The organism is Acinetobacter sp. CWB-B33 (assembly GCF_039655955.1).
GTDB lineage: Bacteria > Pseudomonadota > Gammaproteobacteria > Pseudomonadales > Moraxellaceae > Acinetobacter > Acinetobacter bouvetii.
Genome location: NZ_JAGFEU010000002.1, coordinates 371,942 through 398,459, shown reverse-complemented (window position 1 = coordinate 398,459; position 26,518 = coordinate 371,942). Strand labels below are relative to the sequence as shown.

Genomic DNA, 26,518 nt, shown 5'->3' with positions numbered 1-26,518 from the left:
AAACATACTTTCAGATGCAAATTTTATGTCAAAATTTCAGGTCAAAACCGCATTATCTATTGCGATTCGAGCAGTTTTATTAGGAGCTCCGGCACTTACAGTTGGAGTACTGTCAACCAATGGCTATGCCGCTGCCGCGCAGAGTATCACTGTTAAAAAAAGCACACTCGATCAAGCGTTAAAACAGCTTGCTATTCAAACAGGAATAACGATTAGCTATGATGCTCAAGCATTTTCAAAAATAAACAGTAAGGGCTTACAGGGGCAATATTCTCCTGAACAAGCTTTAAGAATTTTATTACAGCCAGCGAATTTAGAAGCCATTAAACTTGAAAATGGCGGCTTCAGCATTAAACCTCTTCACACAGCTGCCAACGAAACTCAGCCCCCCCAACTCAGCACAACTCAAGCAAGCACAACATCTCAAGATACGAATGCTTCCGCCCATGAAGTAACGCAATTACCCGCAATTATAGTCACCGCAAATGAGGAAAGCCCATTAACGACGGAAGGAAGCAATTCATATACAGCTAAGGCAACAGCAGCCTCTACAGGTTTAGCCCTGTCATTAAAAGAGACACCACAATTAGTCAGTGTGGTCACACGACAGCAAATGGAAGATCAAAATCTTACTCAGCTTATGGATGTCGCCAATCAAGCTGCAGGATTAACCATTAAACAAGGCGGCAATATCGGCTCAGACAATTCTCCAATTTATGCACGCGGTCAAACTGTAGACAGTTACTTACTGGATAGCATAAAACTACTCAACTCATATTCAAGTATTTTTCAAAGCCAAGACACTGCTCTTTTTGATCGCGTTGAAATTGTTCGTGGAGCAAATGGATTAATGACCGGCGCAGGCACAGCCAGTGCCAGTATCAATATGGTACGAAAGAAGCCATTAGAAGATTTTAAAGCTTCTGTCAGTGCAAGTGCTGGTTCATGGGATACTTACCGCACCGATCTTGATATATCTACCCCACTCAATAAAGAAGGCACAATCCGTGGGCGTACGGTCTTTGCATATCAAACAGGCGATTCATATATAGACCGTTACAGCGAGGAACGCAAAGTCGCTTATGGGGTTGTTGAAGCCGATTTAAATGATAATACCAAAGCCAGCCTTGGCGTTAGCTATCAACAAATTGATATAGATGGCATTGCCCGCAGCGGTTTACCAACGTATTACACAGATGGAACACCTATCGATTGGTCACGGTCTGATTCAGCCGCGGCCAATTGGTCAACATCCGACCGCTCAACAACAGGCTATTTTGCTGATATGGAGCATCAGCTTAATGACCGCTGGAAAATAAAGGGCGTTGCATCCCGCACTATTACCTCTTCTGATGAAATTGTCGGCTATGTATTTTCCGGTTCAGGAATAAATAAAGCAACTGGCGCTGGCAGTGTGCTTTATGGCACACGTTGGGACTATAAACCTACTCAGGATTTATTTAATTTAACACTGAATGGCTCATTTGATTTGTTTAATCAAACGCATGACGTTGTGGTTGGAACAACGTATGCCAAAAGCAAAAATAAGCGCCCTAACTCAACTGGTTGGGATACCATTCCAATAGATAATATTTTTGCTTGGGATGGCTATACGCCAGCTAAACCGGACTTAAAAACCAATGGCTGGTATAGTACAGATGAAAAAAGCCTCTCCGCATTTACTGCTGCCCGCTTAAAACTGAGTGACCCGCTGGCCATGATTATCGGTGCCCGGCTTGATGATTGGGAACGAATTTCAAAAACCAATCCGGAAACCGGCGGCACTGCGACAAGCAAAAAACAAGAAGAAAAAGAAATCATTCCTTATATTGGACTAACATACGATTTCACTCCACATTGGACAGCCTACACCAGCTATACAACTATTTTCTCCCCACAAGATAAATATGATCTTAGCGGGAATTTTATCGATCCATTGGTTGGCAATAGTACTGAAATTGGCGTTAAAGGTGAATTTTTTGATAATCAGCTAAATATCGGTGCAGCCATCTACCAAACCAAAGAAGACAATAAAGCTATCTTAATTACTGGCGCGCCGCAAATTACTCTGCCTAATGGACAAAAAGTATCTCCATATCGTGCTGAATCAGGTACAAAAAGCCGTGGGATTGAGTTAGAAGCTACGGGGAAAATTACTGATTTATGGCAGCTTTCAGCAAGCTTTACACGCAATCTTTCCCAAGACAGCAAAGGTGACAGCCTAAATAGTGATGTGCCTAACAATACAGCTAAATTATTTACAACATATACATTGCCCCAGTTAGATGAAGCGCTCACCATAGGTGCAGGAATCCGTTGGCAAAGTGATATTTACACATATGTCACGCGTACTAATTCATTTAAATCAGAACAAGGGAGCTATGGCATAGTTGATTTAATGGCGCGCTATAAAATCAATGAAAATCTCACAGCGAATTTAAATATTAATAATCTATTGAATGAGAAATATCATTTATCGACTTTAAATAGTTACTATGGCGCACCAGCTAACTTTCAAGTAGGTGTAAAGTATAATTGGTAATCTTTAAATTTTGGTAATATTAAAGGCTTATTCATGGCACAACATTTGCCAATGAATAAGCCTGCCCAATGCTGCACGTGCATGAATCTCATTGACTTGGCTTTGAAAGTTTCTAGCCGTTAATTTATCGCCTAATAATTTGATGCAATGCATCTTGGTTTCTACTAAGCTGCGTCGATGATAGCCGGACCATTTTTTCCAAATCGTTCTTCTTCGCCGTTTGATTGTTTGCAGTAATTCATTTCGCTCTGCAAATTTCAGCTTTTGATCTTTCCAAGGCTTGGCATTTCTTCTTGGCAGTATCACCGCATATGCTTGTCGATCTGAAATCAGCTGTCTACAATCTTTTGCATCATAAGCGCCATCCGCATAGACTGGTGGATTTTGATCAAGTAAATCCCTAGTACTTGTGAATTACTGACATTATTTTCAGTAAGCTGAACAGCCGTATTTGCATGGTTTTAACATCTATGTATGCCGATATGAAGCTTACGCTATTGTATGCGATATTCAGGCTGATGCTTCTTACACTTCCATTCGCCTTCACCTGAAAACTTAAGAGCAGCAGAGTCTACGAGCAGATGCAGGCCATCATTGCTTTTCGGATAAACAATCTCAATATCGATATGCTTTTGCCTTCTGCCGAGGGTGGAGTACGAATATCACTGATATTCGGAGCTGTCCAATCTAATCTACACAGCTGAATCAGGCTTTAAACAAAGTATGTGACCATGCCTAAAGTGAGTCGAAATAGAGATTTGATCACGAGACAGCATTGAATCAATGTATTGAAATACCTTTGATTTCGACCCTGCTTGCCTTATGCCAGAGCACACCATTGAGTTTTGGGAGCATACTAAATTGAGATATCTCCTCCAATTAATTAAGGCTCGATTATAGGAAAACCAATTGGTTGTACGATAAAATTTAGGTGCAGACTCATTCATGGTTAAATTATATGGTTGAATAGGCCTTTAGTAGCGGGTTTGTGCAACCAAGCCAATCAGAAATAAGTTAAGAACTTATTTCGAATGAAATTTACAAAAAATCTGAGCTCACAGTTGTCTATTTTTTATTGTGTCTGTCAGTTTATTTTCAGCTATTCTTATTAGAAGCTCATTAAATTTCCCACAATCTTTATCCAAAGAAGTCTATTTCGATCCAAAATTTTATGTGGGATAAAAGCACAGGCAAGAAAAAAGCCCTTGCAAATACAAGAGCTTAATTCAAAATTTGGCGGAAGCGGTGAGATTCGAACTCACGGAGGGGGTAAACCCTCGTCGGTTTTCAAGACCGGTGCATTAAACCGCTCTGCCACGCTTCCATGGGCGTCATAATACGGCTCTTTTCCGATGATGACAAGTAATAAATGAAACTAAGCCATTCAAATGCATATTGTTTAACCAAAAAAATTATAATTGGGCTGCTAATTCAGCGCCGTCGCGAATAGCGCGCTTAGCATCCAATTCTGCAGCCAATTTTGCACCGCCAATGATATGGTAATTTGCTAAGGTCTTTTCCGGCGCTGCAGGCATTAACTCTTTAACTGATTCCTGGCCTGCACATACCACTACGGTATCCACACGCAGCAATTGATCATGCCCGCCCAGTTCAATCCATAAACCTTCATCCGTCACAGCTTTATATTGTACGCCGCGAAGCATACGCACTTGATGCTTTTTCAACTGCGCACGGTGTACCCAGCCTGAAGTTTTGCCCAGCCCCGCCCCAAGGGCTGAAGTTTTACGCTGCAATAAATATATCTCACGAATAGGCGGATGAACTTCGGCTGCTGTCGCGCCGCCTTCCGAGACATAGTTTGGGTTTGGATCGACCCCCCATTCACGCTGCCAATCTGCAAGCGGCTGCGGCTGAGGTTGATGCTCGGGTTTCAATAAATACTCAGACACATCAAAGCCAATGCCCCCTGCACCAATCACAGCCACCTTTTGTCCAACGGGCGCACCGCGCAGTACTTCTGCATAAGACAAGACTTGCGGTAAGTCACTGCCTTCAATACGCAGTGCACGCGGAACCACACCCGTCGCGACAATCACCTCTTCAAAACCTTCTCGCTCCAGCTGTTCGCGGTTGGCTTTCGTATTTAAACGAAGCTCTACCCCTGTTTTTTCAAGCTGCACTTTGAAATAGCGGATGGTTTCATGAAACTCTTCTTTGCCCGGCACAACTTTTGCCAAATTAAACTGGCCGCCAACTTCATGAGCGGCTTCAAATAAAGTGACTTGATGGCCGCGGCTGGCTGCTACCGTAGCTGCAGACAGGCCTGCAACTCCACCGCCGATGACCGCAATACGTTTAGGCTTCGATGTTTTCAGATAAACCAATTCTGTTTCAAATGCCGCCTGCGGATTAACCAAGCAGGTGGCGCGCTGGTTTTTAAAAGTATGATCCAGGCAAGCTTGGTTGCAGGCGATACAGGTATTAATTTCATCGACACGGTTGGTTGCTGTTTTATTCACCCAAAATGGATCGGCCAAGAGCGGACGCGCCATTTGCACCATATCCGCCTTGCCCGCAGCCAAAATTTCTTCGGCAGTTTCCGGCATATTAATGCGGTTAGAGGCAATCACTGGAATAGCCACATGCTTTTTCACTTCTGCCGTATAATCCGCAAATGCTGCACGCGGCACAGACGTCACAATGGTTGGAATACGCGCTTCATGCCAGCCAATGCCTGTATTCAACAAAGTAATACCCGCCTGCTCTAAAGCTTTGGCAACCGTAATTACTTCATCCATTGTGTTGCCGTCATGCACCAAATCCAGCATCGACAGGCGGAAACAGATAATAAATTTCTCACCGGCTTTAGCGCGAATAGCTTTGACTATTTCCACTGCAAAACGCATCCGGTTTTCAATCGGCCCGCCCCAACGGTCTGTACGCTGGTTTACATGGCGGCTCAAAAACTGATTCAGCAAATAGCCTTCTGAGCCCATAATTTCCACACCGTCATAGCCCGCTTTTTGAGCTAAGCTTGCACAGCGCACATAGTCGTCTATCGTGTCTAAAATCTGTTTATCACTCAATTGCCGCGGCTTAAATGGCGAAATAGGCGATTTAATTGGACTGGAAGACACCACAAAAGGCTGATAGCCATAACGGCCTGCATGCAGAATCTGCATTAAAATTTTCGCGCCATGCTTATGTACGGCATGCGTCACCAAGCGGTGCGGCGCAATATCACCCAAAGTATTCATCGTTCCGCCCGCAGGCAGCAGCCAGCCTTGACGGTTTGGCGAAATGCCGCCCGTAATAATTAGGCCTACGCCGCCTTTTGCGCGTTCGCCAAAGTAGGCTGCCAATTTAGGATAATTATAAAAACGGTCTTCTAAGCCAGTGTGCATAGAACCCATGACTACACGGTTTTTAATGGTCGTAAAGCCTAAATGCAGCGGCTTTAAAATATTTGCATAGCTAGTTGTCATCATGAATCCTTGTATTTGGCTTTGCAACTTGTTGCATACTACTTTAGCGGGTTTTATAAATTTTGGGATGACAATTTAAAAAATATTCTGCGCTTCTTCGGTCAATGCTATACACAAGCGAATGTCAAATCGATGACATGGAACATTTAAACAAAAAGCCCATCATTAAAATGATGGGCTTTTTATCAAACAAGCTTCAAGAGACGCAGCCACGCTGCAGGCTGCTATTTCCAATGTTTGAGCTTGCTGGTTTGTCCAATCCCGACATTAAAGCTATTGGTCGGATCCAGCTTTTGATAATGATTTTTCAGCGCAGGTTTCGCCACATATAAATGCCCGACATTATGCTCTGCAGGATATTCAGCGCCACGGTCATCCAGCAAATGCCACATTTCATGTTCCATCGCCAACGGGTCTACGCCTTTTTTGACAATATAATCCTGATGGAACACATGGCACAGGAAATGCCCATAATACAATTTATGGATAATTTGCTCATCCATGGCTTTCGGTAAAGTTTCCACCCATTCACGGTCATTACGGCGCAGCGCAATATCCAGTGCCACAATGTCTTCCACTTCCGAACGGTGTGTATCACGGTAACGGATTGCAGCGCCTGCTACCGCAAAACGGTGCAGAAATGCCTTACGCCCTTCCTCATCGCTGCATTTGAAAGAGCTACCTGAATTTCGATTGCTGAAATAATCTTTTAAATAACGTTCAACCTGATCCACATCCTGATTCTCAATACGAATCACCAAATGATGCTCATACAAATCACGGAATTCATTCATGCGTTTCGGCAAATGATTCGGCAAAAATTTAGTCACCAGCTGCAAGACTTTATCCGACAAACCGCGTAAATGAAGTTTTTCCAAATAGCCATCGACTTTATCTTTCATGGCAAATGCAGCCGGCACTTTTGCCGTACCGAATTTCTCAATAAACATAAAGGTGTCTTTGCCGTATTCTGCACCAATGTCATAAGCGACACGATGAATATACTCGCCTGCAATCGGCAAGCGCGGCAAATCTTTCAGCAAAAAGCGGCGGATTTCCGTCAAATCATCATGTGAATTGGTTCCCACATAAAACACCTGACTTGGAATCTTTTCAAAGGTATCTAAGCGAACGGCAAAGACACACACTTTACCCGCAGAACCCGACGCTTCAAATAAGCGGCTTGGATCGGCATTAAAGCGTGCAGGCGTATTTTCATCAACTTGCTTTACGTCATGTGAATAGCGCTGGTCTGATGCACAGCAGCTTGAATTATTCACAATGTCATTGATTTGATAGTTTTTATTTTCCAGCGCTGTGAGGATTTCTTCAGGCGTATTGCCCAGATTGACCCCTAAATGATTGACCAGCTCCAATTCACCTGATGAATTGACTTGCGCATACAGTGCAAGCTCCGTATAGGCAGGACCGCGGCGCACCAATGCCCCGCCTGAGTTATTGCACACGCCGCCCAAAACCGATGCGCCAATACAGGATGAACCAATCACCGAGTGCGGTTCACGATTGAATTGCGCCAAATCTTTTTCAAGCTTGTCTAGCGTTGCACCCGGCAAGCAAATCACTTGCTTGCCTTCATTAATCACTTGTATGCCAGCCAAACGACGGGTGCTCATCAAAATCACAGGACGGTCATAATCATCGCCAAATGGTGTTGACCCCCCTGTTAAGCCTGTATTGGCCGCCTGCATAATCACGATGCAATCTGCATCTACTGCCGTTTTCAGCACTTGCCATTGTTCCAGCAAAGTTCCCGGCACAACCACGGCCAAGACATGCCCTGAACCGTAACGGCGACCTTGACGATACAGACGCGTGTCATTGGCATCGGTCAAAACGTGCTGTTTGCCGACGATGTTGATGAGGTTTTGAATGGTTTGATGTGGAGATGGTTGGGTAGTCATGGTCGTATGTCTTCTATTTTTTTCAATACCTGAATTGGATAGTTCCCTCTCCTGAGCGTGTTTTAAAGCACTGCTTTAAAACTCAGCGCAAGTGAGGCTTAGGGAGAGGTACTTTTCAATTAAATGAAGGAATAAACTCCTCCCCTCATCCCAACCTTCTCCCACAGGGAGAAGGAGTATTGCTATTTAAATCAAATAACATTTCCCACTTTTACAAAAGGGAGAGATTCACTATCAAAAGTAATTATTCAGCCAACTCTTTCTCTAACTTCACCAAACAATCAGACGTAATATCTGCAATGGTTTTCGCGCCCGTCAACGTCATCGCCACACGCATTTCTTTATCAATCAAATCCAGCAGATTCGAAACGCCTTCACCGCCTGCAGCACCCAAAGCATAGACAAATGCGCGACCCAACATGCAGGTATCCGCACCCAATGCCAGCATACGCACGACATCCAAACCATTGCGAATACCAGAGTCCGCAAGGATTTTAATATCGCCTTTCACAGCATCTGCAATTGGTGGCAAAGCACGAGCAGAAGACAATACGCCATCCAGCTGACGGCCGCCGTGATTCGACACCACGATGCCATCTGCACCAAAACGTACCGCATCTTTGGCATCTTCAGGATCAAGAATACCCTTGATTACCATTGGGCCATCCCAGAACTCACGGATCCACTCAAGGTCTTTCCATGAAATCGATGGGTCAAAGTTATTTCCCAGCCAGCCGATATAGTCTTCAAGACCCGTTGGCTTGCCTAAGTATTTAGAAATATTGCCCAAGTCATGCGGACGTCCCATCATGCCGACATTCCATGCCCAATGCGGGTGGAAACACGACTGCATATAACGGCGCATGGCCGCATTTGGACCACTCATGCCTGAGTGCGCATCGCGGTAACGCGCACCCGGTACAGGCATATCCACGGTAAATACCAAGGTAGAACAGCCGGCAGCTTTGGCGCGCTCCAAGGCATTTTTCATAAAGCCGCGGTCACGCAGCACATACAGCTGAAACCACATCGGACGGTTGATTGCAGGTGCAACTTCTTCAATCGGACAGACTGAAACAGTGGATAGCGTAAAAGGAATGCCCTTCTTATCTGCTGCAACGGCGGCTTGCACTTCACCGCGGCGCGCATACATGCCTGTTAAACCCACAGGTGACAATGCAACAGGCATCGACAAGGTTTCATCAAACAATTTTGTTTCTAAACTGAGCTGAGACATGTCATTTAAAACACGCTGTCTTAACGCAATTTTTGATAAATCTTCCACATTGCGTTTTAAGGTGTATTCCGAATACGCCCCACCATCGATGTAATGGAATAAAAATGGCGGTAAACGACGTCGCGCGGCTTCACGGTAGTCATTTGCAGAAGAAATAATCATGTTTTATATCCTGTTCAATCGGCTTGCACGCTGACGACGGGCTTCTTCCTCATCAATCATCCGTACCTGCTGTACTACAAATTCGATATGTCCACAGACTGCAGCGCGTGCAGCCTCGGGATCACGACGTTCAATTGCATCCATCACCTGTAGGTGCTGATCACGCAACTGATCATAACGGCGGGCTTCGGTATAGACTTTACGACGCCCTAAAACGACATTAAATTGCAGCAAATCAAACAAGCTGCGCATCATCTGAATCAAAACCAGATTATGAGACGCTTCTGCGATGGCCAGATGAAACTCTGCATCTGCCATCGAGGCTTGATCATCATCGCCCAAAACTTGAAAATAGCTAATCTGATCATAACAATAGCGGATTTTTTCAAGGTCCTGAGGCGTTGCCCGCTGTGCCGCATACCACGCTGTTCCACCTTCCAGAATCATCCGCGCTTCCTGCACATCAAAACGATAGGCAGGATCTTCATCGATCAGATTACTTAAAGGTTCGACAATCTGATTTTGCGACCAGTTTGCAGGCAATTGCTGCAAATAAGTCCCCGCCCCAACTTTGCTGACCAGCATGCCCGTACTGGTCAGTTGCGAAATGGCCTCTCTCAAAGAGGAACGGGATACACCGAGCTGCTCACAGAGCTTACGTTCGGCAGGCAGACGGTCTCCGACTTGCATACTGTTTTTTTCAATCAGCATGCGCAGGTTTTGTACCACTTTGTCGGAGACTTTCATCTGCTTTCCTCAGTTTTGCATCAGGTCTGTGCAACCGCATGAGGATTCATGATTTGAAAAATCAAGGAATCATCCATGGGAACACATAGGCTTGTAATGTGATGATGATACCAATCATCACAGTAAATGAGATACTGTGTTTTACCGTAAAACGGAACAAATCAGACTCTTTACCCACTAAACCTACTGCTGCGCAGGCAATTGCAATTGACTGAGGAGAAATCATTTTCCCTGTGACACCGCCACTGGTATTGGCAGCTACAAGCAACACTTCAGGTACGCCAATTTGCTGTGCCGTAGTTGCCTGCAATGCACCAAACAGCGCATTGGCAGAGGTATCTGAACCCGTCAAGAACACCCCTAGCCATCCCAAGAATGGAGAAAAGAATGTAAATGCCTGACCGGTATGCGCAAGCGCCAAGGCAAGCGTTGCAGACATCCCTGAATAGTTCGCGATAAATGCAAAAGCCAGCACCATGCCAATTGAGTAAATTGGAATTTTCAATTCATTGACCGTTTCACCAAAAGTCACAATCGCGTCTTTCGGCTTCATTTTTAAATAAATGATGGTAATGATGGCCGCGAACATAATCGCAGTACCCGTTGCCGAGAACCAGTCAAATTTATAGATCGCATCGTAGTCCTTGATCTCAGGCACCACAGGCGGCATTTTTTGAATCATTTGATGCAAGAATGGCACTTTGATCGAAATCACCATGTCATGCAAAGCGCCATCTTTGGTGAATAAATCCTTAAACGGTTTTACGCTCCAGATTGTCACCATTGCCGTTAAGATGGCAAATGGCGACCATGCTTTGGCAATTTGACCAATGCTGTATTTTTTCGCTTTTTGCGCTGCAAGATTTTCATCAATCGAGGCATCTTCATCAGCAAAACGGAAGATATGTTTTGGCTGCCAGAATTTCAAAAGAATAGTCAATGAAATCAAGGATGCAATTGCCGCAGTAATATCCGGAAGTTCGGGACCGACAAAGTTAGACGTTAAGTATTGCGCCAATGCGAAAGAACCGCCGCCCACAATCACCGCAGGCCAAGTCTCTTTCACGCCGCGCCAGCCGTCCATGATCGCCATGATCCAGAACAGCACGATGATGACCATAAACGGCAATTGGCGGCCGACCATCTGACTGATTTCCATGGTTTCAACACCTGAAACCTGACCCGCCACAATAATAGGAATACCCATCGCGCCAAAGGCAACAGGCGCAGTATTCACAATCAAACATAGACCCGCAGCATAAAGCGGTTTAAAGCCTAAACCGACTAAAAGCGCAGCCGTAATCGCCACAGGCGCGCCAAAGCCCGCCGCGCCTTCAAGGAAAGTACCAAATGCAAAACCAACGAATAGCATTTGCAGACGCTGATCTTCAGTGATGGACAGGATTGAGGAACGAATAATATCGAACTGCCCTGTTTTCACAGACACTTTATACAGGAATACTGCACCGATAATGATCCAGGCAATCGGCCAAAGACCATAAAAGAATCCGTAAATCATTGAAGCGAATGCCATCGGCGCAGGCATTTGATAGCCAAATAAAGCCACCAATAATGCAAGCACGACAGTTATCGTGCCGGCAACGCTTCCCTTCATGCGGAACACAGCAAGCGCTAAAAAGAAAAAGATAATTGGAATGAGCGCGATGGCACTGGAAACCCAGATATTCCCCATCGGATCATAAATCTGTTGCCACTGTTGAAGCATTGTCATCTCCTTGAAATGCTTTCAGGAAAATTAAAAGAGGTCTGATCAAACACTTATTTCTCAATAATTGGTAAGACCAATATTTAATTAAATAAAAAATATATCACCACAAGCAAGAATATCGTACTTTTTGTTGAATTAAAGATCAATTATTAATTTAATGATTTAAAATTGGTCATACCAATATTATTCTTAAAAACGGAATTCTATCTTTGATTTTAAGGCGGAGGGTACTCAGATCAAATTATTTAAATCTTTAATTTTTAATATTTTTCATTGAACCAGAAAATTTCGGCCCTGCTCACATTATACTTTAGTCTAAAACAAGAATTTGGGAGGCTGTTCTTGCAAACCCGCCGCCTCAATAGATCGCCATTTATACATCAGGCTTGAAGCCATCTAGCTACCCCGCATATTGAAAATATGAATATTCTGTTGATAGATTATTTTAGGCGCGTCAGCCTCTGACTGAATGAGCACATCCATTCAGATAAAAAGCAGAATTTTTGCTGTTACTTTTCCCATTGCTTTGCTGTTGCTTTCCACAGTGAAAACAGTCCCAGCACTGTTCCAACGGGAAAGCTCAGCAGCATAAGAACAGCCATCACCCGTGACAAAATCAGCCCTTCATTATTCCCCTTTTTAACTTGAATGCAGGCCAAAACATTAAAGCCAAACATCAGCAGCATCAGCACAGTTAATACCGCCAATTCAATCATAGGCATCGTGCTTTGCTGATATTCCAAATACCAGACAATAGCCAATGCGCAAAACAGCAGCCCTGCATAGATGCCATGCACCAAGCTTAAGGTTTCGTTCTTGCTTTTTGGATGCGGATATAAGGGCGGTAAATTATTCATTGCCATAACAGGTCTCCCCCTATGAGATGTGTTTTTCACTGAACATTTTTCAGCATTCGATTATTTTCAATCCCAATGAATCGAAATAATCAAAAATGTTTTTTTCCAGAACAATACTTCAAAAATTTATTCATTTTTTGAATCTGCGGAAGTTGCCAATACAAATATATCAGCAACGTATCGCTTTAATATGAACGCATTGCTATTTAATGCCGATTTTCCATCACGGCGCGCCGAATATTCTGTTTTGATGCAAAATTCAATGAACTGAAAATAATGCCGGAACAAATAAAAGCGGCTCCAATGAGAATATTGATTGTGATCGGTTCATGCCACAGCACATGCCCAAAAAATAAACTCAGTATTGGAATGCACATCACTGAAATTGAAGCGACAAAAGTATCGACCTGGCTCACAATCCAATTCCAGAGCGCAAAAGCAAAACCGGTCCCAATCACCGCAATATAAAACAGAATCGAGTCATTCAGCGGATTGAGCCACACCTTAAAATCGACGGGTTCAAATGCCAAAGCGCCCATTAAAATGATGAAACCGCCAATCAGCATTTGCCAAATCGTCAGCTTCATTTTGTCATAGGCTGCAAAATTCTGTTTGACGTAAACTGTCGTCATGGCCCAAAAGAATCCTGACAGAATCAAAAAGCCTTGGCCAATTAAGGCTAAATTCAAATGCATGTGGTGCAGCTGTGGCCATAGAATGGCGGCTAAACCCAATGACCCGCACAGCAGTCCAATGATTTTTTGCGTATTTAAGCGCTCTTTCAAAATATAGTGCGCCAAGACGCCAATAAAAATCGGCATGGTAAATACCAGAACAGCAGATAAACCGGAATCTACAAATTGCATGGCAAATATCTGTGTCGCATAGAAACCGATGCAGATCATCAAACTAGAAACAATCAGCTGTTTCCATTCCCCTTGTGCAGGCAGCACAGACTTTTTCAGCAGCAGCTGTACAGCAATCAGCGTCAATGCAGCCAAAATCAAACGCATTGAAATAAACAGAAACGGCGGAAAAATTTGCAGGCTGTGCTTGACCAATCCCCATAAAGATCCCCAGACCAGACAGAGCAAGGCAATGGCACTCACAACTTTAATATTCATTTGCTGCACTCAACAGATGGAAAGTTCCAGCAGTGTAAATAATAAATGACATCATGAATAATGTTATGTTTTAATCTATACATCATTTTTTTTGATGTCTTGGGTGAGTCATTGGTGATCCCTGCCTGGACCGATACTTGAGGATGCAAAATGAATATCGATATGAGTGATATCAAATCATTTGTTACTGTAGCAGAGCTTAAAAGCATTACTGCTGCCGCGCACAAGCTTAATTATTTGCAATCCAATATGACGGCTAAAATCAAAAAAATTGAAAATCACTATGACCGTCAGCTTTTTATTCGCAAGCCTAAAGGTGTAGAACTGACTGAGTCAGGCATCAATCTTTATCAGCAATACAAAAAAATGATGTTCACTTGGGAAGAGACTGAAAATAAAATTTATCAGCAAGAAAAATACTTACGCTTTGGCACCAATACCAGCTTAGGCGGCATGCGTTTTTACCCCTCTTTTAGCCAGCTTTATGAAACTTATCCTGATCTCTCAATCACCATGAAAACAGGAGCGACAGGCTTTATTGAAGATGAAATAGTGCAGGGAAATTTGGATATTGCTTATGTACTGGGGCATCCGAAGCAGAAAAATCTGCAGTACATTCACAAAGCGGATGACCATCTGGTGCTGATTGGGAAAAATGTCATTAACCATGACAATGTTGCTGACTGCATTCATCAGCAAAATGTTCTTTTAGCTTCGGAACAATGCTGCTATTCCACAACCTTGGATCAAATTTGTGTTGATTATCAGATTAAAAAAGGCGAAACAACACATATTTTTGATCATGAAGCGCTGATTCAATTTACTCAGCTTGGCATGGGTATTTCTATGATTGCCAAATCACTGATCGAGAAATTTAACATCCAATATTATATGGAAGTGCCTGAACAATACCGCAATATCGGTTTATATTTAATTGCACGGAATGATCATGTATTTACGCCCATTGAGAAGCAGTTTGTGGGATTGAATGATCAGCTGTGAGGGCGATTGCTGTATTTTTTTCTTTCGAATAAACAGTGTTCCTATTGGAAATGCCGCAAGTAATAAAAGCGATCAAAAAGCAGATCAATATCGTGCTGATTTGAGCTCCATCTGCACTTGCTGTGCGGCATATGCTTGAAGCGCCGTTTGAATTATTCGCGCGATAAAATATCCCAAAGCGGCACATGGTTGACTGTCATCAAATGATGCTGAAAAATCCAATATCAATCATATCAGCAATGAATAAGCAGGCCGCTGCATAATGCATTGATAACAGGCCGACATTGAGTTTTTGCGATTGAATTATCGGCTAAGCTGATTTTGGACAATTGTTATTGCCTCTTTTTTTTATTTTTCCTCTGAGCGCATATACGGCCGAGTTCGCCAGCTTTATATCCTGCATTGAGCTGCCCGCCGCACCCGCATCCCCGGCATTAGGCTCAGCCCAATAAATGCGGTCTAATTTTTTATAAATACCGCATTTAATGCTGCGTATATAAGCTAATTTTACTGCACTGCATCTGTTTCGTTCTATTTCTTCGATAAAATCTATTCTTCGCATTGTTTTTTTGCCTATTCCGAATTTTTTCAGAAAAAAAATGCGCCAAAAAGTGATATCATTGAAGAAATATATATTCTCTCGGGCCACCCTTTTAAGGTGCCTATTTTAATATCGTTAGGATTAACAATGACTGATAATGCAACTATCTTGCAGAATGTCCCTGTTGGCAAAAAAGTTGGTATTGCCTTCTCTGGTGGTCTAGATACTTCAGCCGCTCTTTTGTGGATGAAACAAAAAGGCGCAGAACCTTATGCTTATACAGCAAACTTGGGTCAGCCTGATGAAGACGACTACGATGCGATTCCACGTAAAGCGGAAGCGTATGGCGCAGTAAAAGCACGCTTAGTTGATTGTCGTTTACAGCTTGCTCTTGAAGGTATTGCGGCGATTCAATGCGGCGCGTTCCACATTTCTACTGGCGGCGTACCGTATTTCAACACAACGCCATTAGGCCGTGCAGTTACAGGCACAATGCTTGTTACCGCAATGAAAGAAGACGACGTTAACATTTGGGGTGACGGCTCTACTTACAAAGGCAACGACATTGAGCGTTTCTACCGCTACGGCCTATTAACCAACCCTGCGCTTAAAATTTATAAGCCTTGGCTAGACCAAACGTTTATTGACGAATTAGGCGGCCGTGCAGAAATGTCACAGTTCCTGATCGACAATGGCTTTGACTACAAAATGTCAAAAGAAAAAGCATATTCGACTGACTCGAACATGCTGGGCGCGACCCACGAAGCAAAAGATCTTGAATACCTCAATGCAGGCATCAAAATTGTTGACCCAATCATGGGCGTTGCATTCTGGAAAGATGACGTAGAAGTTAAAGCTGAAGAAGTCTCTGTGACTTTTGAAGAAGGCTTCCCTGTTGCCTTGAACGGCAAACGCATTGAAGATCCTGTTGAATTCATTCTTGAAGCCAACCGTATCGGCGGCCGTCACGGTCTGGGCATGTCGGATCAAATCGAAAACCGCATTATTGAAGCAAAATCCCGCGGCATCTACGAAGCACCGGGCATGGCGCTCCTTCACATCGCTTACGAGCGTCTTGTGACCGGTATTCACAACGAAGATACCATTGAACAATACCGCATCAACGGTTTGCGTTTAGGCCGTCTTCTTTACCAAGGCCGCTGGTTCGACTCTCAAGCGCTGATGCTTCGTGAAACTGCGCAGCGCTGGGTTGCTAAAGCGGTCACAGGTACGGTGACTTTAGAACTTCGCCGCGGCAATGACTACACCATCATGAACACTGAATCTCCTAACCTCACTTATGAAGCTGAGCGTTTGACAATGGAGAAAGGTGATTCTATGTTTAGTCCAGCTGACCGTATCGGTCAATTGACGATGCGCAACTTAGACATCACAGATACCCGCGCAAAACTAGGCATCTACACTGGCGCTGGCTTGCTTGCTGTTGGTACAGGTTCAGCGGTTCCGCAATTGAAAGATAAAAACAAATAATTATTTGTTTGCAGTCAAAAAACCGCTCACATGAGCGGTTTTTTAATGGCAGCAGAATTTCAGCAATATCTGCTGCTACCCGCCCGATTTGAACCTCTGCCTAAACCGCTGCAAATATTATCGGCAGCATCAATGCTGAGAATGAAAAGCTGAAAGCCTAATTAAGCTACTTGCGCAGATCGGATAGATTGATAATAGATTTGGTTACGGCCAAGCTGCTTAGCGCGGTACAGCGCTTGATCGGCGATAGACAGCAAATCCTCTTTCGACAGCTCTTCTCCGCGGAACACCGTAATGCCTAGGCTGATCGTCACATGGCTGGACACGGTGGATTTTGCATGCGGAATTTCCAAACGGTCAATAGCTTTATAAATATTAGACGCAACGGCGTACGCGCCATGCGCGTCAGTTTCAGGCAAGAGCACCACAAACTCCTCACCGCCATAACGCGCAACAAAGTCCATGTGCCGAATCGCATTTTTAACGGTCTTGGCAATGGATGAAATCACATCATCGCCTTTTTGATGCCCATAAAAATCATTGTAGTTTTTAAAGTGATCAACATCGATGAATAAAATAGATAAGGCGCTTTCATCCCGCTTGGCCTGCTCATAGCAGGTATCCAGCATTTCATCAAAGGTCCGGCGGTTGGAAATTTTAGTCAGTTCATCATGCTGGCTTAAGTGCAGCAGCTCGGTGGTGTGTATGCGGTGAATCTTCTCACTGATATCCGCCCGCAGCATGCTGAGGAAAATCATCCGTTCCCGCGCGCAAAGCATTTTGCTGATGACAAAGCCCAGCACGCAGCTGCCGATCAGCACCCGCCCCATCACCATGGCATCAAACTTCACATACAGGGAAAACAGCATCATCATTGTAACCATTGCCGCCATCAGGCCTGTCATCAGCATATGCACAGGCTTAACGCCCGTCAAAATATAGCCCAAGATGTAAATCATGCAGATGATCATCATGGCTTGATGCTTTAAAGCCGGCGTATAAACGGTCATGGTCAGCCACGACATCGAAATCACGGCCCAAAACACTAAAACCATGGAGGCATACGGGAAATAATGATTCAATTTTTTATAATGGGCAAACACATAGAGTAGCCCTAGACACAAAGCGCCATTCACCAATCCCGCTAAACAGCGAACAAAATCATGGCTGAAATACGCTTTTTCAATGATCCAGTAATCTCCAGGAATCATCAGCAAAGTCAAAATAAAATAGGTTAATACCCCGATCCAGACGTATTGATTAATATTGTCGCGGGCGCGGTCTAAATTTGTAATCCAAAATTGAGTTTCCAGCTTTTTAGGAAAAACCTGTCCGACACGGCGGCTTTGGCGTGCAATCAATTCTTCTAATTTTTCTTTATCATATTGCAATTTTGCAAGATTGTACTTGTATTCCATTGCCACGATTTATTTAATTATTTTAGTGCCCTTAAAATAACACAATTTTTTCAAATTATTTAGATCACACACGCCATTTGTCTTTAAAACGCGTTACCATTTTCACACTTTTTGCATTATTATCTATTTTATTTCCAAGTTTGAAATCGCCTTGAACTCGATTACTATTCTTCAGCCAGATGACTGGCATGCCCACCTTCGTGACGGCTTAGCCTTAAAGCGCACGGTTCCAGATTTAGCCAAACAGTTTGCGCGCGCGATTTGCATGCCAAACTTAGTCCCGCCTGTAAAAACTGTTGAAGAAGCAAATGCTTATCGTGAACGCATTATGGCGCATGTGCCTGAAGGCGTAAATTTTGATCCGCGCATGGTGCTGTATTTCACCAATAATACTGCGCCAAGTGAAGTGCTGAAAATCAAGCAGTCTGAACACGTCAACGCGATCAAGCTTTATCCTGCCGGCGCAACCACGAACTCTGACAGCGGCGTCAGTGACATCAGTAAAGTCTATGGCGTCATTGAGCAAATGGAAGAGCACCAAGTGCCGCTTTTGCTGCACGGTGAAGTTACACATAACCATGTCGATATTTTTGACCGTGAAAAGCGCTTTTTGGATGAAGTGCTGTCTCCGCTTTTAAAGCAGTTTCCTAAACTGAAATTGGTGCTGGAACACATTACCACCAGCGAAGCTGCGCATTTTGTCTTGGAGCATGACCGCAATGTGGCTGCCACTATTACACCGCAGCACTTATTGTTTAACCGCAATGACATGCTGGTGGGCGGCGTTAAACCGCATTTTTACTGCCTGCCGATTTTAAAGCGCCAAACGCATCAGCAAACCCTGCTTGAAGTCGCCACCAGCGGCAGCCCTAAATTTTTCTTAGGGACTGACAGCGCGCCGCACTCAAAAAATGCTAAAGAAAATGCATGCGGCTGCGCAGGGTGCTATAGTGCGCCTAACGCAATTGAGCTGTATGCTCAAGCATTTGATCAAGTCGGAAAAATTGAACGCCTGGAAGGTTTTGCCAGCCATTTTGGCGCAGACTTCTATGGCCTGCCGCGCAATACCAATACCATTACTTTGGTAAAAGAAGATCAAGTGATTCCTGAAAGTTTAGACTATTTGGATGGTGAACAGATTATTCCGCTGCATGCGGGTAAAACCATTCAATGGAGAAAAGTGTGACAGATGAAACTCTACCAGTAATTGGTCAGCGTTTCCGTGGATTCCTGCCTGTCGTTGTTGATGTTGAAACCGCAGGCTTTAATTCACAGACCGATGCATTATTGGAAATTGCAGCCATACCGATTGTGTATGATGCAGAAGGAAAATTTGTGCCGGGCGAAGCGCACCATGCGCATATTAACCCATTTGAAGGCGCAAACTTAGACCGCAGGTCTTTGGACTTTATTGGCGTAGACCCGTTTAATCCTATGCGGATGGCCATGGCTGAAGATGAAAAGTCTGCATTGAAACGCATTTTTAAATCAGTCAATGAAGTCCGCCGCCAGCAAGGCTGCACACATGCCATTTTAGTGGGCCACAATGCGCATTTTGATTTAGGCTTTGTACAGGCAGCCATTGCCCGTACAGGAACCAAAAATCAGAACCCGTTCCACAGTTTTTCTGTTTTTGACACTGTCACCTTAAGCGCTGTAGTTTTTGGCCAAACTGTTTTAGCTAAATCCTGCATTCAGGCTGGCATTGAATTTGACGGCAAAGAAGCGCATTCTGCATTGTATGACACACAGAAAACAGCTGAATTATTCTGCTTTATATTGAACAAGCTTGGCCCAAGTTTGTTAGATATCCTAAGCGCTGAGAAATAATTTCCGCCCCTGCTGGCTTAAAATTTGAATCTGGCAACATGCCTAATATGTTCAAATTTTAAGCCAGCAGGGCTTTTTTTTGACCTTATAAAAACCTCGATTAATCGTTTTTTCTTCTCAATAAAATCGTTTTTTTGTATTAAAAATAAGTCTCATTTGTATTGATTAATTTAACATTGTTAATGATAATCGATCGCATTACTATTTATATCCACTTTACCCTCTATGCGATTTGCCCACTCTCCGCTTGCTCTGGCTATTTTTTCCGCGCTTTGCCCTATCGCATATGCAAATGATGCCGAAAATGCAGCCGTACAGCCCGAAGTGAAATTAAATACCATTATCGTAGAAGCAGAAAAGGCAAATGAAGTCGGGCAAACCACTTACAGTAAAGAAGATTTAGAAAAAACGCCGAATAGCTCAAAAAACATTACCGACTTTTTAAAAGTTAATCCGAATGTGCAGTTTGACTCCAGTGCACGCAGCGGCCGCCAGCAAGGTGAACTGAATCCGTCAGAAATCAGCATTAATGGCGGATTGCCCTATGATAATAAATTCCTGATTAACGGGATGAGTATAAACAATAATATCAATCCAGCCAGCGAAGCTGGCAGTACAAATGTTTCCGAATTAATGGGTGGATCACAAACTGTTGCCATCAATACTGACTTACTGTGTAAGCTCACTGTTTTAGACAGTAATGTCAGTGCAGAATATGGCGAGTTTACCGGCGGTGTTGTCAGTGCAGAAACCTGTACGCCAAAAACTGAAATTGGGAAAATACACGGCAAGATCAGCTACGACTACACCTCAGATAGCTGGTCTAAAATCCACTTTCCAACTCAAGAGCAAGCGGATAACTTCGAAGACTCAGTGAGTGAAGCAATCCAGCCTTTTTTTACAAAACAAGGTATGAGCGCCACGGCTTATGGCCGACTGTCTGAAACATTGGGTATGAATGCATTCGGCTCATACCGGAAATCTGATATTCCACTCAAAACCAGCATCAGCACGCCTACGAATTTTGATCAAAAGCGTGAATCAACAAATGCAGGCTTAGAATTATTTTACACCCCCGATGATAAAACCTCACTGAAAATCGGCACGCAGTTTATGGAGTCTGAAAGTCGCTATTTTCTAGCTACAACAGCCAACTCTGAAAGCCAGCACACTTCAGACAGCCAAAACTTTTATATCAACTACAATAAAGCCTTAAATAAAGTTCAATTTGAGCAGCAGCTCAGCTATCAAATACAAACCGCTTCCCGCGAAGGGGAAAAAGATAATTTATCGTGGCTAAAATCTTCTACTAAAAATTGGCGCGCATCCGGTACACAAATTGAAGGCAGCTTTGGCACAATGGAACAGCAAGAAGAAAAGCTGGAATACACAGCCAAAGCAGTCTTCGACCCAATCCGCATTGGCGCATTCAGCCATGCCTTTAAAGCTGGCGCTGGCTATGGGCACTATAATGCTTATTGGGAAAGACCAGAGACCACTTATCTCTATTCAGGCGCTGTAGGCAAACTGAAGAATCTAAATTGCTATGCTGCTTCAGGTACGCGCTTTGATGCATGTGATGAAGGTGATAGCACTGATGGTCAATATCTTGCTAATCGAACGGCGTATTTCGCAGGAAAAATCGAGGTTCAGCAAGACCGCTGGCATGCATTTGCAGAAGATCAAATTCAGTGGGATAAATATCTCACTGCAACATTAGGCTTAAGAACAGACTATGACAGTTTAACCAAAAACAATAATATTGCGCCCCGCAGCTCATTTGTTTATAAGCCTTTTGGCAATGATAATCTGTATTTCTCTACCGGCTGGAACCGCTACTATGGCTTAAATGCGTTCTATAATGAACTGCAAGACCGCAAAGGCTTAATGATGGTCAGTCAAAACCGTACAGATTTAAGCAATAACTGGAAAGATAAAAGCTCCACAGCATCTTATACCTACCGTTCACAGCTCGACACGCCATATGCGGATGAAACCGTATTTGCAGTGAATGGCACTTATGCGAATACCCTCATGGGTTTAAAATGGGTGAACCGTAAAAACAAAGACCAGCTGCGCAGAACCGAATCTCTGATTGATCCTAGAATTGACAGTACAAGAAGCACCTATACTTACGACAATACTGGCCACTCAGAATCAGACATTTTTAGCCTGAGTATCAGCAATATTGAGCCGCTTCAATTCTTAGGCAGCCAGCATAAATTCAGCTTCAATGCCGACTACACCCAAACAGAACGCAACTTCAACTCTTACAGCTCGACCTTCTACATAGGCACGCCGCAAATTTATTATGATGGCAAAATTATTAATGCCGAAGACCGTCCTTCTGAAGCCTTCAATACTCCGTGGACAACACGCCTAGGCTGGGATATTCAATTTGATAACTTGCCGTTATCCATTAATAACTTCATCAGCTATCAAGGCAAAGTCGATGCCATGAAAAAGACAACCAAAGGTTATACGGATGAAAACGGCATCGAATATGACATGTACACACCATACACCACGAAAAATAAATTTTACTGGGATTTACGGGCTACGTATGACATTTCAATGGCGAATGGCAGCAAAACAACATTTGGCTTGACAGTGAACAACGTCACCGACCGTAAAAACACTTATATTTCTTCCGGTGTGATCTATCCTGAACTTGGCCGCCAATTCATCGCTGATGTCACCTTTAAATTTTAGTTTGTAAATTATTTACATTGCTGAGAACAATGCCGCCTGAATTCACAAACTTTGTAGCTTACAGCCTGCCTTGTTTTCGCTATACTGAGCGGGCTTTTTTCAATCTCCCCCCATATTTATGCTGAAAAATATCCTGCTGGTTTTACTTATTTTATTTCCTGCCGCACTATATATTTATATGATCAGCCGGGATGACGGCACCAAACTGGCAGAACAAAAGCAGCCATCTTCCGAACAGCATTCCGTAGTTCAACCAAAACCCTAATCCGGACATTTATATCTATTTTATTGATAGTCAAATATAAATTATAAGAAAAAACCGATTTATGTGATTTTTCATATAACGAACCTATAAAATATGTTTTTAAAAACTTTTGTTTTCAATCTATGCAATCTCCCTCTCAGCCTTCGCAGCAACCCTCTGCGGAAGGGACTACGCCGTCTTTAAAACGCGCTATGACCACGCGTCATCTAATTATGCTTTCCTTAGGCGGCGCCATTGGCACTGGCCTGTTCATGGGTTCTGGTGAGGTTATTTCCCAAGCAGGCCCATTAGGGGCAGTTCTTGCTTATATTATTGGGGGCATCATTGCCTATATGGTCATGCTTTGCCTCGGTGAGCTTGCCGTACATTTACCGGTATCCGGATCATTCGGGGCATTTGCGACCAACTACATTGGCCCTGGAACGGGCTATATGGTGTCTTGGATGTACTGGCTCGGCTGGTCTGCCACCTTAGGCACAGAATTTACCGCAGCCGCCATACTGGTGCAGGAGTGGTTTCCGCAAACTTCTATCTGGCTATGGACCCTGATTTTCGCTGCGGGCGTGCTGCTGTCCAACCTCAGCTCCACACGCACCTTTGCCGAGTCTGAATTCTGGCTGTCTTTTATTAAAGTGGCGACGGTGCTGATATTTATCGGGCTTGGCTTTGCCTGCATTTTTGGCCTGATTCCTTTTGAAGGCTATACCTCTGCCCCGCTGTTCAGCAATTTGACAGAACATGGCTGGCTGCCAAATGGCTTGTTCCCGCTTTTTGCAACCTTGCTGATCGTGAACTTTGCTTTTAACGGGACAGAAATGATCGGGATTGCGGCGGGCGAAACCGAAAACCCAGAGAAAAATGTGCCTAAAGCCATTCATGCGGCCGTATGGCGCTTGATGATTTTCTTTGTCGGCACCATTATCGTCATCAGTTCTTTGCTGACCTATACCGATGCGGGCTTAAATGTCGGCGGTCACGGCGGACTCAGCAGCAGCCCATTCGTTTCAGTTTTCAACTTGATGGGCATTCCCTATGCGGAAGATATGATCCGTTTTGTGATCATTACCGCCTTATTGTCTACCGCAAACTCAGGCTTATATGCCGCATCCCGCATGATGTGGGCACTGTCTGCACAAAATCATCTGCCGCGCGTATTTGCCAAAGTGAATAAATCAGGCGTTCCTGTGGTTGCCATTTGGGTCACCATGATTGGCGGTTTGCCTGGCTTGCTGTCTGAACAGTTTGGCGCAGATGTGATCTTTAAAAACCTGATGGGCGTGGCTGCGTTTACCATGGTGATTGTCTGGATGAGCATTTGCTGGAGCCAATTCAACTTCCGCCGCCAATGGCTGAAGCAAGGCCATACTGTCAGTGAGTTGAAATTTAGAACACCTTGGTTCCCGCTGGTGCCGATATTAGGCTTTATCTGCTGTACGGCCACCGGCTTAAGCATGGCCGCCGACCCTGAAATGCTGTCTGGCTTTATCGGCTGCCTGCTGTTTATGGCGGCATGCTATGCCAGCTATTACTGGCTGTATCACAATAAAAATCAATAACAGTCCTATTTTATAATCAAAATTTTTGATGAATTTGACTTTGAACAAAGCGCAGCGGCTCCGCTGCGCTTTGTTATTCAACCCGCCATTATGGATGGCAAGATTGACGACCCTTTAAAAACGCAGCGCCTTTCAATTGCTCATCTCAAAATAAATCTCTCATTTTTTAATCAAACAATTCAATATTTTAAAAATAATGCCTTCTCAGGTTTGACAGCTTTTTTAAAAATCCCTAATATAGCCATCACCTCGCAACGTCCCTATCGTCTAGAGGCCTAGGACATCGCCCTTTCACGGCGGTAACCGGGGTTCGAATCCCCGTAGGGACGCCATCTATCTTTTTATAGACTATCTTTTATCAAATAATTAAAAGCTGATTGCACTCTCACTATTTTTCTCTACAATAGCCCGCTTCCTACTATTTTCTTAATGACATTTTATGCACTCATCTCCGAATGATGCTCTGCATCAGGGCAATTCTGCGCCGTTAAAACGCGCTATGAGTACTCGGCATCTGGTCATGATTTCGCTTGGCGGCGCAATCGGCACAGGCCTGTTTTTAGGGTCGGGTGAAGTCATTGCACAAACGGGGCCTGTCGGTGCCATCATTTCATATTTTTTGGGCGGCATTATCGCCTATATGGTTATGCTGTGCTTAGGCGAACTTGCCGTTCATATTCCTGAGTCCGGCTCATTTGGCGCCTATGCCAAACGCTATATCGGGCCAGGTACAGGCTATACCATTACCTGGCTGTACTGGCTGACCTGGTCAGTAACATTAGGCACGGAGTTTACGGCAGCCGCATTGCTGATGCAGGAATGGTTCCCTGACAGTTCTATGTGGATGTGGACCCTGTTTTTTGGCGTTTTTGTATTCAGCCTGAATATGATTTCAACCAGATGGTTTGCTGAATCTGAGTTTTGGCTGGCTTTAGTCAAAGTGATTACGGTCGTTGCTTTTATTGTGTTGGGTTTACTCGCCATCTTTGGCGTGATTGGCTACAGAGGCTATGAAGCTGCGCCTTTATTTAGCAACTTAACGGCCCAAGGCTGGTTCCCAGAAGGTTTATTCCCTATCTTTACCACCATGCTGATCGTTAACTTTGCATTTTCAGGTACAGAGCTGATTGGTGTAGCTGCGGGTGAAACCAAAGATCCAGCGAAGAATGTGCCGAAAGCGATCAATACCGCGATTTTCCGCTTACTGATTTTCTTTGTGGGCACCATCTTAGTCGTGACTTCACTCCTTCCGCATCAGGAAGCAGGTTTAGCGGCTGAAGGCGTCAGCAGCAGTCCATTTGTTACGGTATTCCAGCATATTGGCATTCCTTATGCTGAAGACATTATCCGTTTTGTGATTATCACTGCGTTATTGTCTGCTGCGAATTCAGGCCTGTTTGCCGCATCCCGCATGATGTGGTCGCTGTCTTATCAAAAGCAGCTGCCAGCGGTGTTCTCTAAAGTCAATGCGCGCGGCGTTCCTTATGTGGCTGTCATCGTCACCATGATTGGCGGCATGCCGGGCTTATTGTCTGAGCAGTTTGCACCCGAAACAATTTTCACGAATTTACTGGGAATTGCGGCATTTACCATGGTGGTTGTATGGATGAGTATCTGCTTAAGCCAATTCAACTTCCGCCGTCAATGGTATAAAGATGGGCATACCAAAGCAGAATTGGGCTTTGCTGCCCCGCTGTTCCCGCTTGTGCCGATTCTGGGCTTTATCTTCTGTTTTATCACCTGCATCAGCATGGTATTTGATCCATCACTGCGCATCAGCTTCTTTGGCTGTTTAGCGTTTATTGCGGTCTGCTACGCCAGCTATTATGCGTTCTACCATAATAAATCCTAAACATTAGGCTTTCAGTATAAATAAAAAAAGAGCAGCTCCAGCTGCTCTTTTTTTATTTATACTGTTTTGACAAAGGACATCTTTC

At 44.0% G+C, this 26,518-nt stretch carries 17 protein-coding genes, 2 tRNA genes and 1 pseudogene; 9 read left to right on the top strand and 11 right to left on the bottom strand.

All coding sequences use genetic code 11. The annotated features are described in order from the left end of the window. The first annotated feature begins 25 nt into the window (after nucleotides 1-25). Nucleotides 26-2,542: a TonB-dependent siderophore receptor gene (locus JZ784_RS08125; protein WP_346314486.1), complete on the top strand. Its 2,517-nt coding sequence runs from the start codon at nucleotides 26-28 to the stop codon at nucleotides 2,540-2,542. Between the two features lie 27 nt (nucleotides 2,543-2,569). Here JZ784_RS08125 and JZ784_RS08120 read toward each other — a convergent pair. From JZ784_RS08120 to JZ784_RS08080, 9 genes and pseudogenes are all read right to left on the bottom strand, one after another. Beyond that, a pseudogene (locus JZ784_RS08120) lies at nucleotides 2,570-3,489 on the bottom strand (IS5 family transposase). A 287-nt stretch (nucleotides 3,490-3,776) separates the two neighbouring features. After that, nucleotides 3,777-3,866, bottom strand: a tRNA-Ser gene (locus JZ784_RS08115). 88 nt (nucleotides 3,867-3,954) lie between these two features. After that, on the bottom strand, nucleotides 3,955-5,991 hold the full coding sequence (locus JZ784_RS08110) for an NADPH-dependent 2,4-dienoyl-CoA reductase (RefSeq protein WP_346314485.1): 2,037 nt from the start codon (nucleotides 5,989-5,991) through the stop codon (nucleotides 3,955-3,957). Between the two features lie 221 nt (nucleotides 5,992-6,212). Next, nucleotides 6,213-7,910, bottom strand: coding sequence for a D-lactate dehydrogenase (dld, locus tag JZ784_RS08105; RefSeq protein ID WP_346314484.1), 1,698 nt, complete (start codon nucleotides 7,908-7,910; stop codon nucleotides 6,213-6,215). A 244-nt stretch (nucleotides 7,911-8,154) separates the two neighbouring features. Then, a complete protein-coding gene (gene lldD, locus JZ784_RS08100) occupies nucleotides 8,155-9,309 on the bottom strand; it encodes an FMN-dependent L-lactate dehydrogenase LldD (protein WP_005008476.1) in 1,155 nt (384 codons plus the stop codon). A gap of 3 nt (nucleotides 9,310-9,312) precedes the next feature. Then, on the bottom strand, nucleotides 9,313-10,056 hold the full coding sequence (gene lldR / locus JZ784_RS08095) for a transcriptional regulator LldR (protein ID WP_346314483.1): 744 nt from the start codon (nucleotides 10,054-10,056) through the stop codon (nucleotides 9,313-9,315). 61 nt (nucleotides 10,057-10,117) lie between these two features. After that, complete coding sequence (gene lldP, locus JZ784_RS08090; protein WP_219189850.1) at nucleotides 10,118-11,788, bottom strand: L-lactate permease; 1,671 nt, start codon at nucleotides 11,786-11,788, stop codon at nucleotides 10,118-10,120. Nucleotides 11,789-12,294: 506 nt separating this feature from the next. After that, on the bottom strand, nucleotides 12,295-12,648 hold the full coding sequence (locus tag JZ784_RS08085) for a hypothetical protein (RefSeq protein WP_005008459.1): 354 nt from the start codon (nucleotides 12,646-12,648) through the stop codon (nucleotides 12,295-12,297). Nucleotides 12,649-12,848: 200 nt separating this feature from the next. Then, the gene (locus JZ784_RS08080; RefSeq protein ID WP_346314482.1) at nucleotides 12,849-13,766 is read right to left on the bottom strand and encodes a DMT family transporter; all 918 of its coding nucleotides are present in this window, start codon (nucleotides 13,764-13,766) and stop codon (nucleotides 12,849-12,851) included. A 150-nt stretch (nucleotides 13,767-13,916) separates the two neighbouring features. On the opposite strand from JZ784_RS08080, the gene JZ784_RS08075 reads away from it, so the two are divergent. Then, nucleotides 13,917-14,768: a LysR family transcriptional regulator gene (locus JZ784_RS08075; protein WP_005008455.1), complete on the top strand. Its 852-nt coding sequence runs from the start codon at nucleotides 13,917-13,919 to the stop codon at nucleotides 14,766-14,768. Nucleotides 14,769-15,078: 310 nt separating this feature from the next. Here JZ784_RS08075 and JZ784_RS08070 read toward each other — a convergent pair whose 3' ends face one another. Continuing rightward, nucleotides 15,079-15,330, bottom strand: a complete 252-nt coding sequence (locus JZ784_RS08070) for a hypothetical protein (protein WP_346314481.1) — start codon at nucleotides 15,328-15,330, stop codon at nucleotides 15,079-15,081. A 126-nt stretch (nucleotides 15,331-15,456) separates the two neighbouring features. On the opposite strand from JZ784_RS08070, the gene argG reads away from it, so the two are divergent. Continuing rightward, entirely contained in the window at nucleotides 15,457-16,800 is a 1,344-nt protein-coding gene (gene argG / locus JZ784_RS08065; protein ID WP_130147686.1) for an argininosuccinate synthase, read from the top strand. 161 nt (nucleotides 16,801-16,961) lie between these two features. Here argG and JZ784_RS08060 read toward each other — a convergent pair whose 3' ends face one another. Next, entirely contained in the window at nucleotides 16,962-18,218 is a 1,257-nt protein-coding gene (locus JZ784_RS08060; RefSeq protein ID WP_346314480.1) for a diguanylate cyclase, read from the bottom strand. Between the two features lie 151 nt (nucleotides 18,219-18,369). On the opposite strand from JZ784_RS08060, the gene pyrC reads away from it, so the two are divergent. From pyrC to JZ784_RS08030, 6 genes are all read left to right on the top strand, one after another. Continuing rightward, a complete protein-coding gene (gene pyrC, locus JZ784_RS08055; RefSeq protein WP_005008452.1) occupies nucleotides 18,370-19,404 on the top strand; it encodes a dihydroorotase in 1,035 nt (344 codons plus the stop codon). After that, entirely contained in the window at nucleotides 19,389-20,048 is a 660-nt protein-coding gene (rnt, locus tag JZ784_RS08050; protein WP_035361767.1) for a ribonuclease T, read from the top strand. The genes pyrC and rnt overlap by 16 nt, the downstream gene beginning before the upstream one ends. Nucleotides 20,049-20,273: 225 nt before the next feature. Then, nucleotides 20,274-22,760 carry a TonB-dependent receptor plug domain-containing protein gene (locus tag JZ784_RS08045; protein ID WP_346314479.1) on the top strand — a complete coding sequence of 829 codons (2,487 nt, stop codon included), beginning with the start codon at nucleotides 20,274-20,276 and terminating at the stop codon, nucleotides 22,758-22,760. 387 nt (nucleotides 22,761-23,147) lie between these two features. Next, on the top strand, nucleotides 23,148-24,581 hold the full coding sequence (locus JZ784_RS08040; RefSeq protein ID WP_346314478.1) for an amino acid permease: 1,434 nt from the start codon (nucleotides 23,148-23,150) through the stop codon (nucleotides 24,579-24,581). Nucleotides 24,582-24,837: 256 nt separating this feature from the next. After that, nucleotides 24,838-24,913, top strand: a tRNA-Glu gene (locus tag JZ784_RS08035). A gap of 107 nt (nucleotides 24,914-25,020) precedes the next feature. Next, on the top strand, nucleotides 25,021-26,433 hold the full coding sequence (locus JZ784_RS08030) for an amino acid permease (RefSeq protein WP_346314477.1): 1,413 nt from the start codon (nucleotides 25,021-25,023) through the stop codon (nucleotides 26,431-26,433). The last annotated feature ends 85 nt before the right edge of the window (nucleotides 26,434-26,518 follow it).

Coding starts and splice junctions, on each gene's coding strand:
- lldP (WP_219189850.1), bottom strand. CDS start 11,788: ATGACAATGCTTCAACAGTGGCAACAGATTTATGATCCGATGGGGAAT.
- lldD (WP_005008476.1), bottom strand. CDS start 9,309: ATGATTATTTCTTCTGCAAATGACTACCGTGAAGCCGCGCGACGTCGT.
- JZ784_RS08070 (WP_346314481.1), bottom strand. CDS start 15,330: ATGCGAAGAATAGATTTTATCGAAGAAATAGAACGAAACAGATGCAGT.
- JZ784_RS08045 (WP_346314479.1), top strand. CDS start 20,274: ATGCGATTTGCCCACTCTCCGCTTGCTCTGGCTATTTTTTCCGCGCTT.
- JZ784_RS08125 (WP_346314486.1), top strand. CDS start 26: ATGTCAAAATTTCAGGTCAAAACCGCATTATCTATTGCGATTCGAGCA.
- JZ784_RS08080 (WP_346314482.1), bottom strand. CDS start 13,766: ATGAATATTAAAGTTGTGAGTGCCATTGCCTTGCTCTGTCTGGTCTGG.
- rnt (WP_035361767.1), top strand. CDS start 19,389: ATGGAGAAAAGTGTGACAGATGAAACTCTACCAGTAATTGGTCAGCGT.
- dld (WP_346314484.1), bottom strand. CDS start 7,910: ATGACTACCCAACCATCTCCACATCAAACCATTCAAAACCTCATCAAC.
- JZ784_RS08030 (WP_346314477.1), top strand. CDS start 25,021: ATGCACTCATCTCCGAATGATGCTCTGCATCAGGGCAATTCTGCGCCG.
- argG (WP_130147686.1), top strand. CDS start 15,457: ATGACTGATAATGCAACTATCTTGCAGAATGTCCCTGTTGGCAAAAAA.
- JZ784_RS08040 (WP_346314478.1), top strand. CDS start 23,148: ATGCAATCTCCCTCTCAGCCTTCGCAGCAACCCTCTGCGGAAGGGACT.
- JZ784_RS08075 (WP_005008455.1), top strand. CDS start 13,917: ATGAATATCGATATGAGTGATATCAAATCATTTGTTACTGTAGCAGAG.
- JZ784_RS08110 (WP_346314485.1), bottom strand. CDS start 5,991: ATGATGACAACTAGCTATGCAAATATTTTAAAGCCGCTGCATTTAGGC.
- JZ784_RS08085 (WP_005008459.1), bottom strand. CDS start 12,648: ATGGCAATGAATAATTTACCGCCCTTATATCCGCATCCAAAAAGCAAG.
- lldR (WP_346314483.1), bottom strand. CDS start 10,056: ATGAAAGTCTCCGACAAAGTGGTACAAAACCTGCGCATGCTGATTGAA.
- JZ784_RS08060 (WP_346314480.1), bottom strand. CDS start 18,218: ATGGAATACAAGTACAATCTTGCAAAATTGCAATATGATAAAGAAAAA.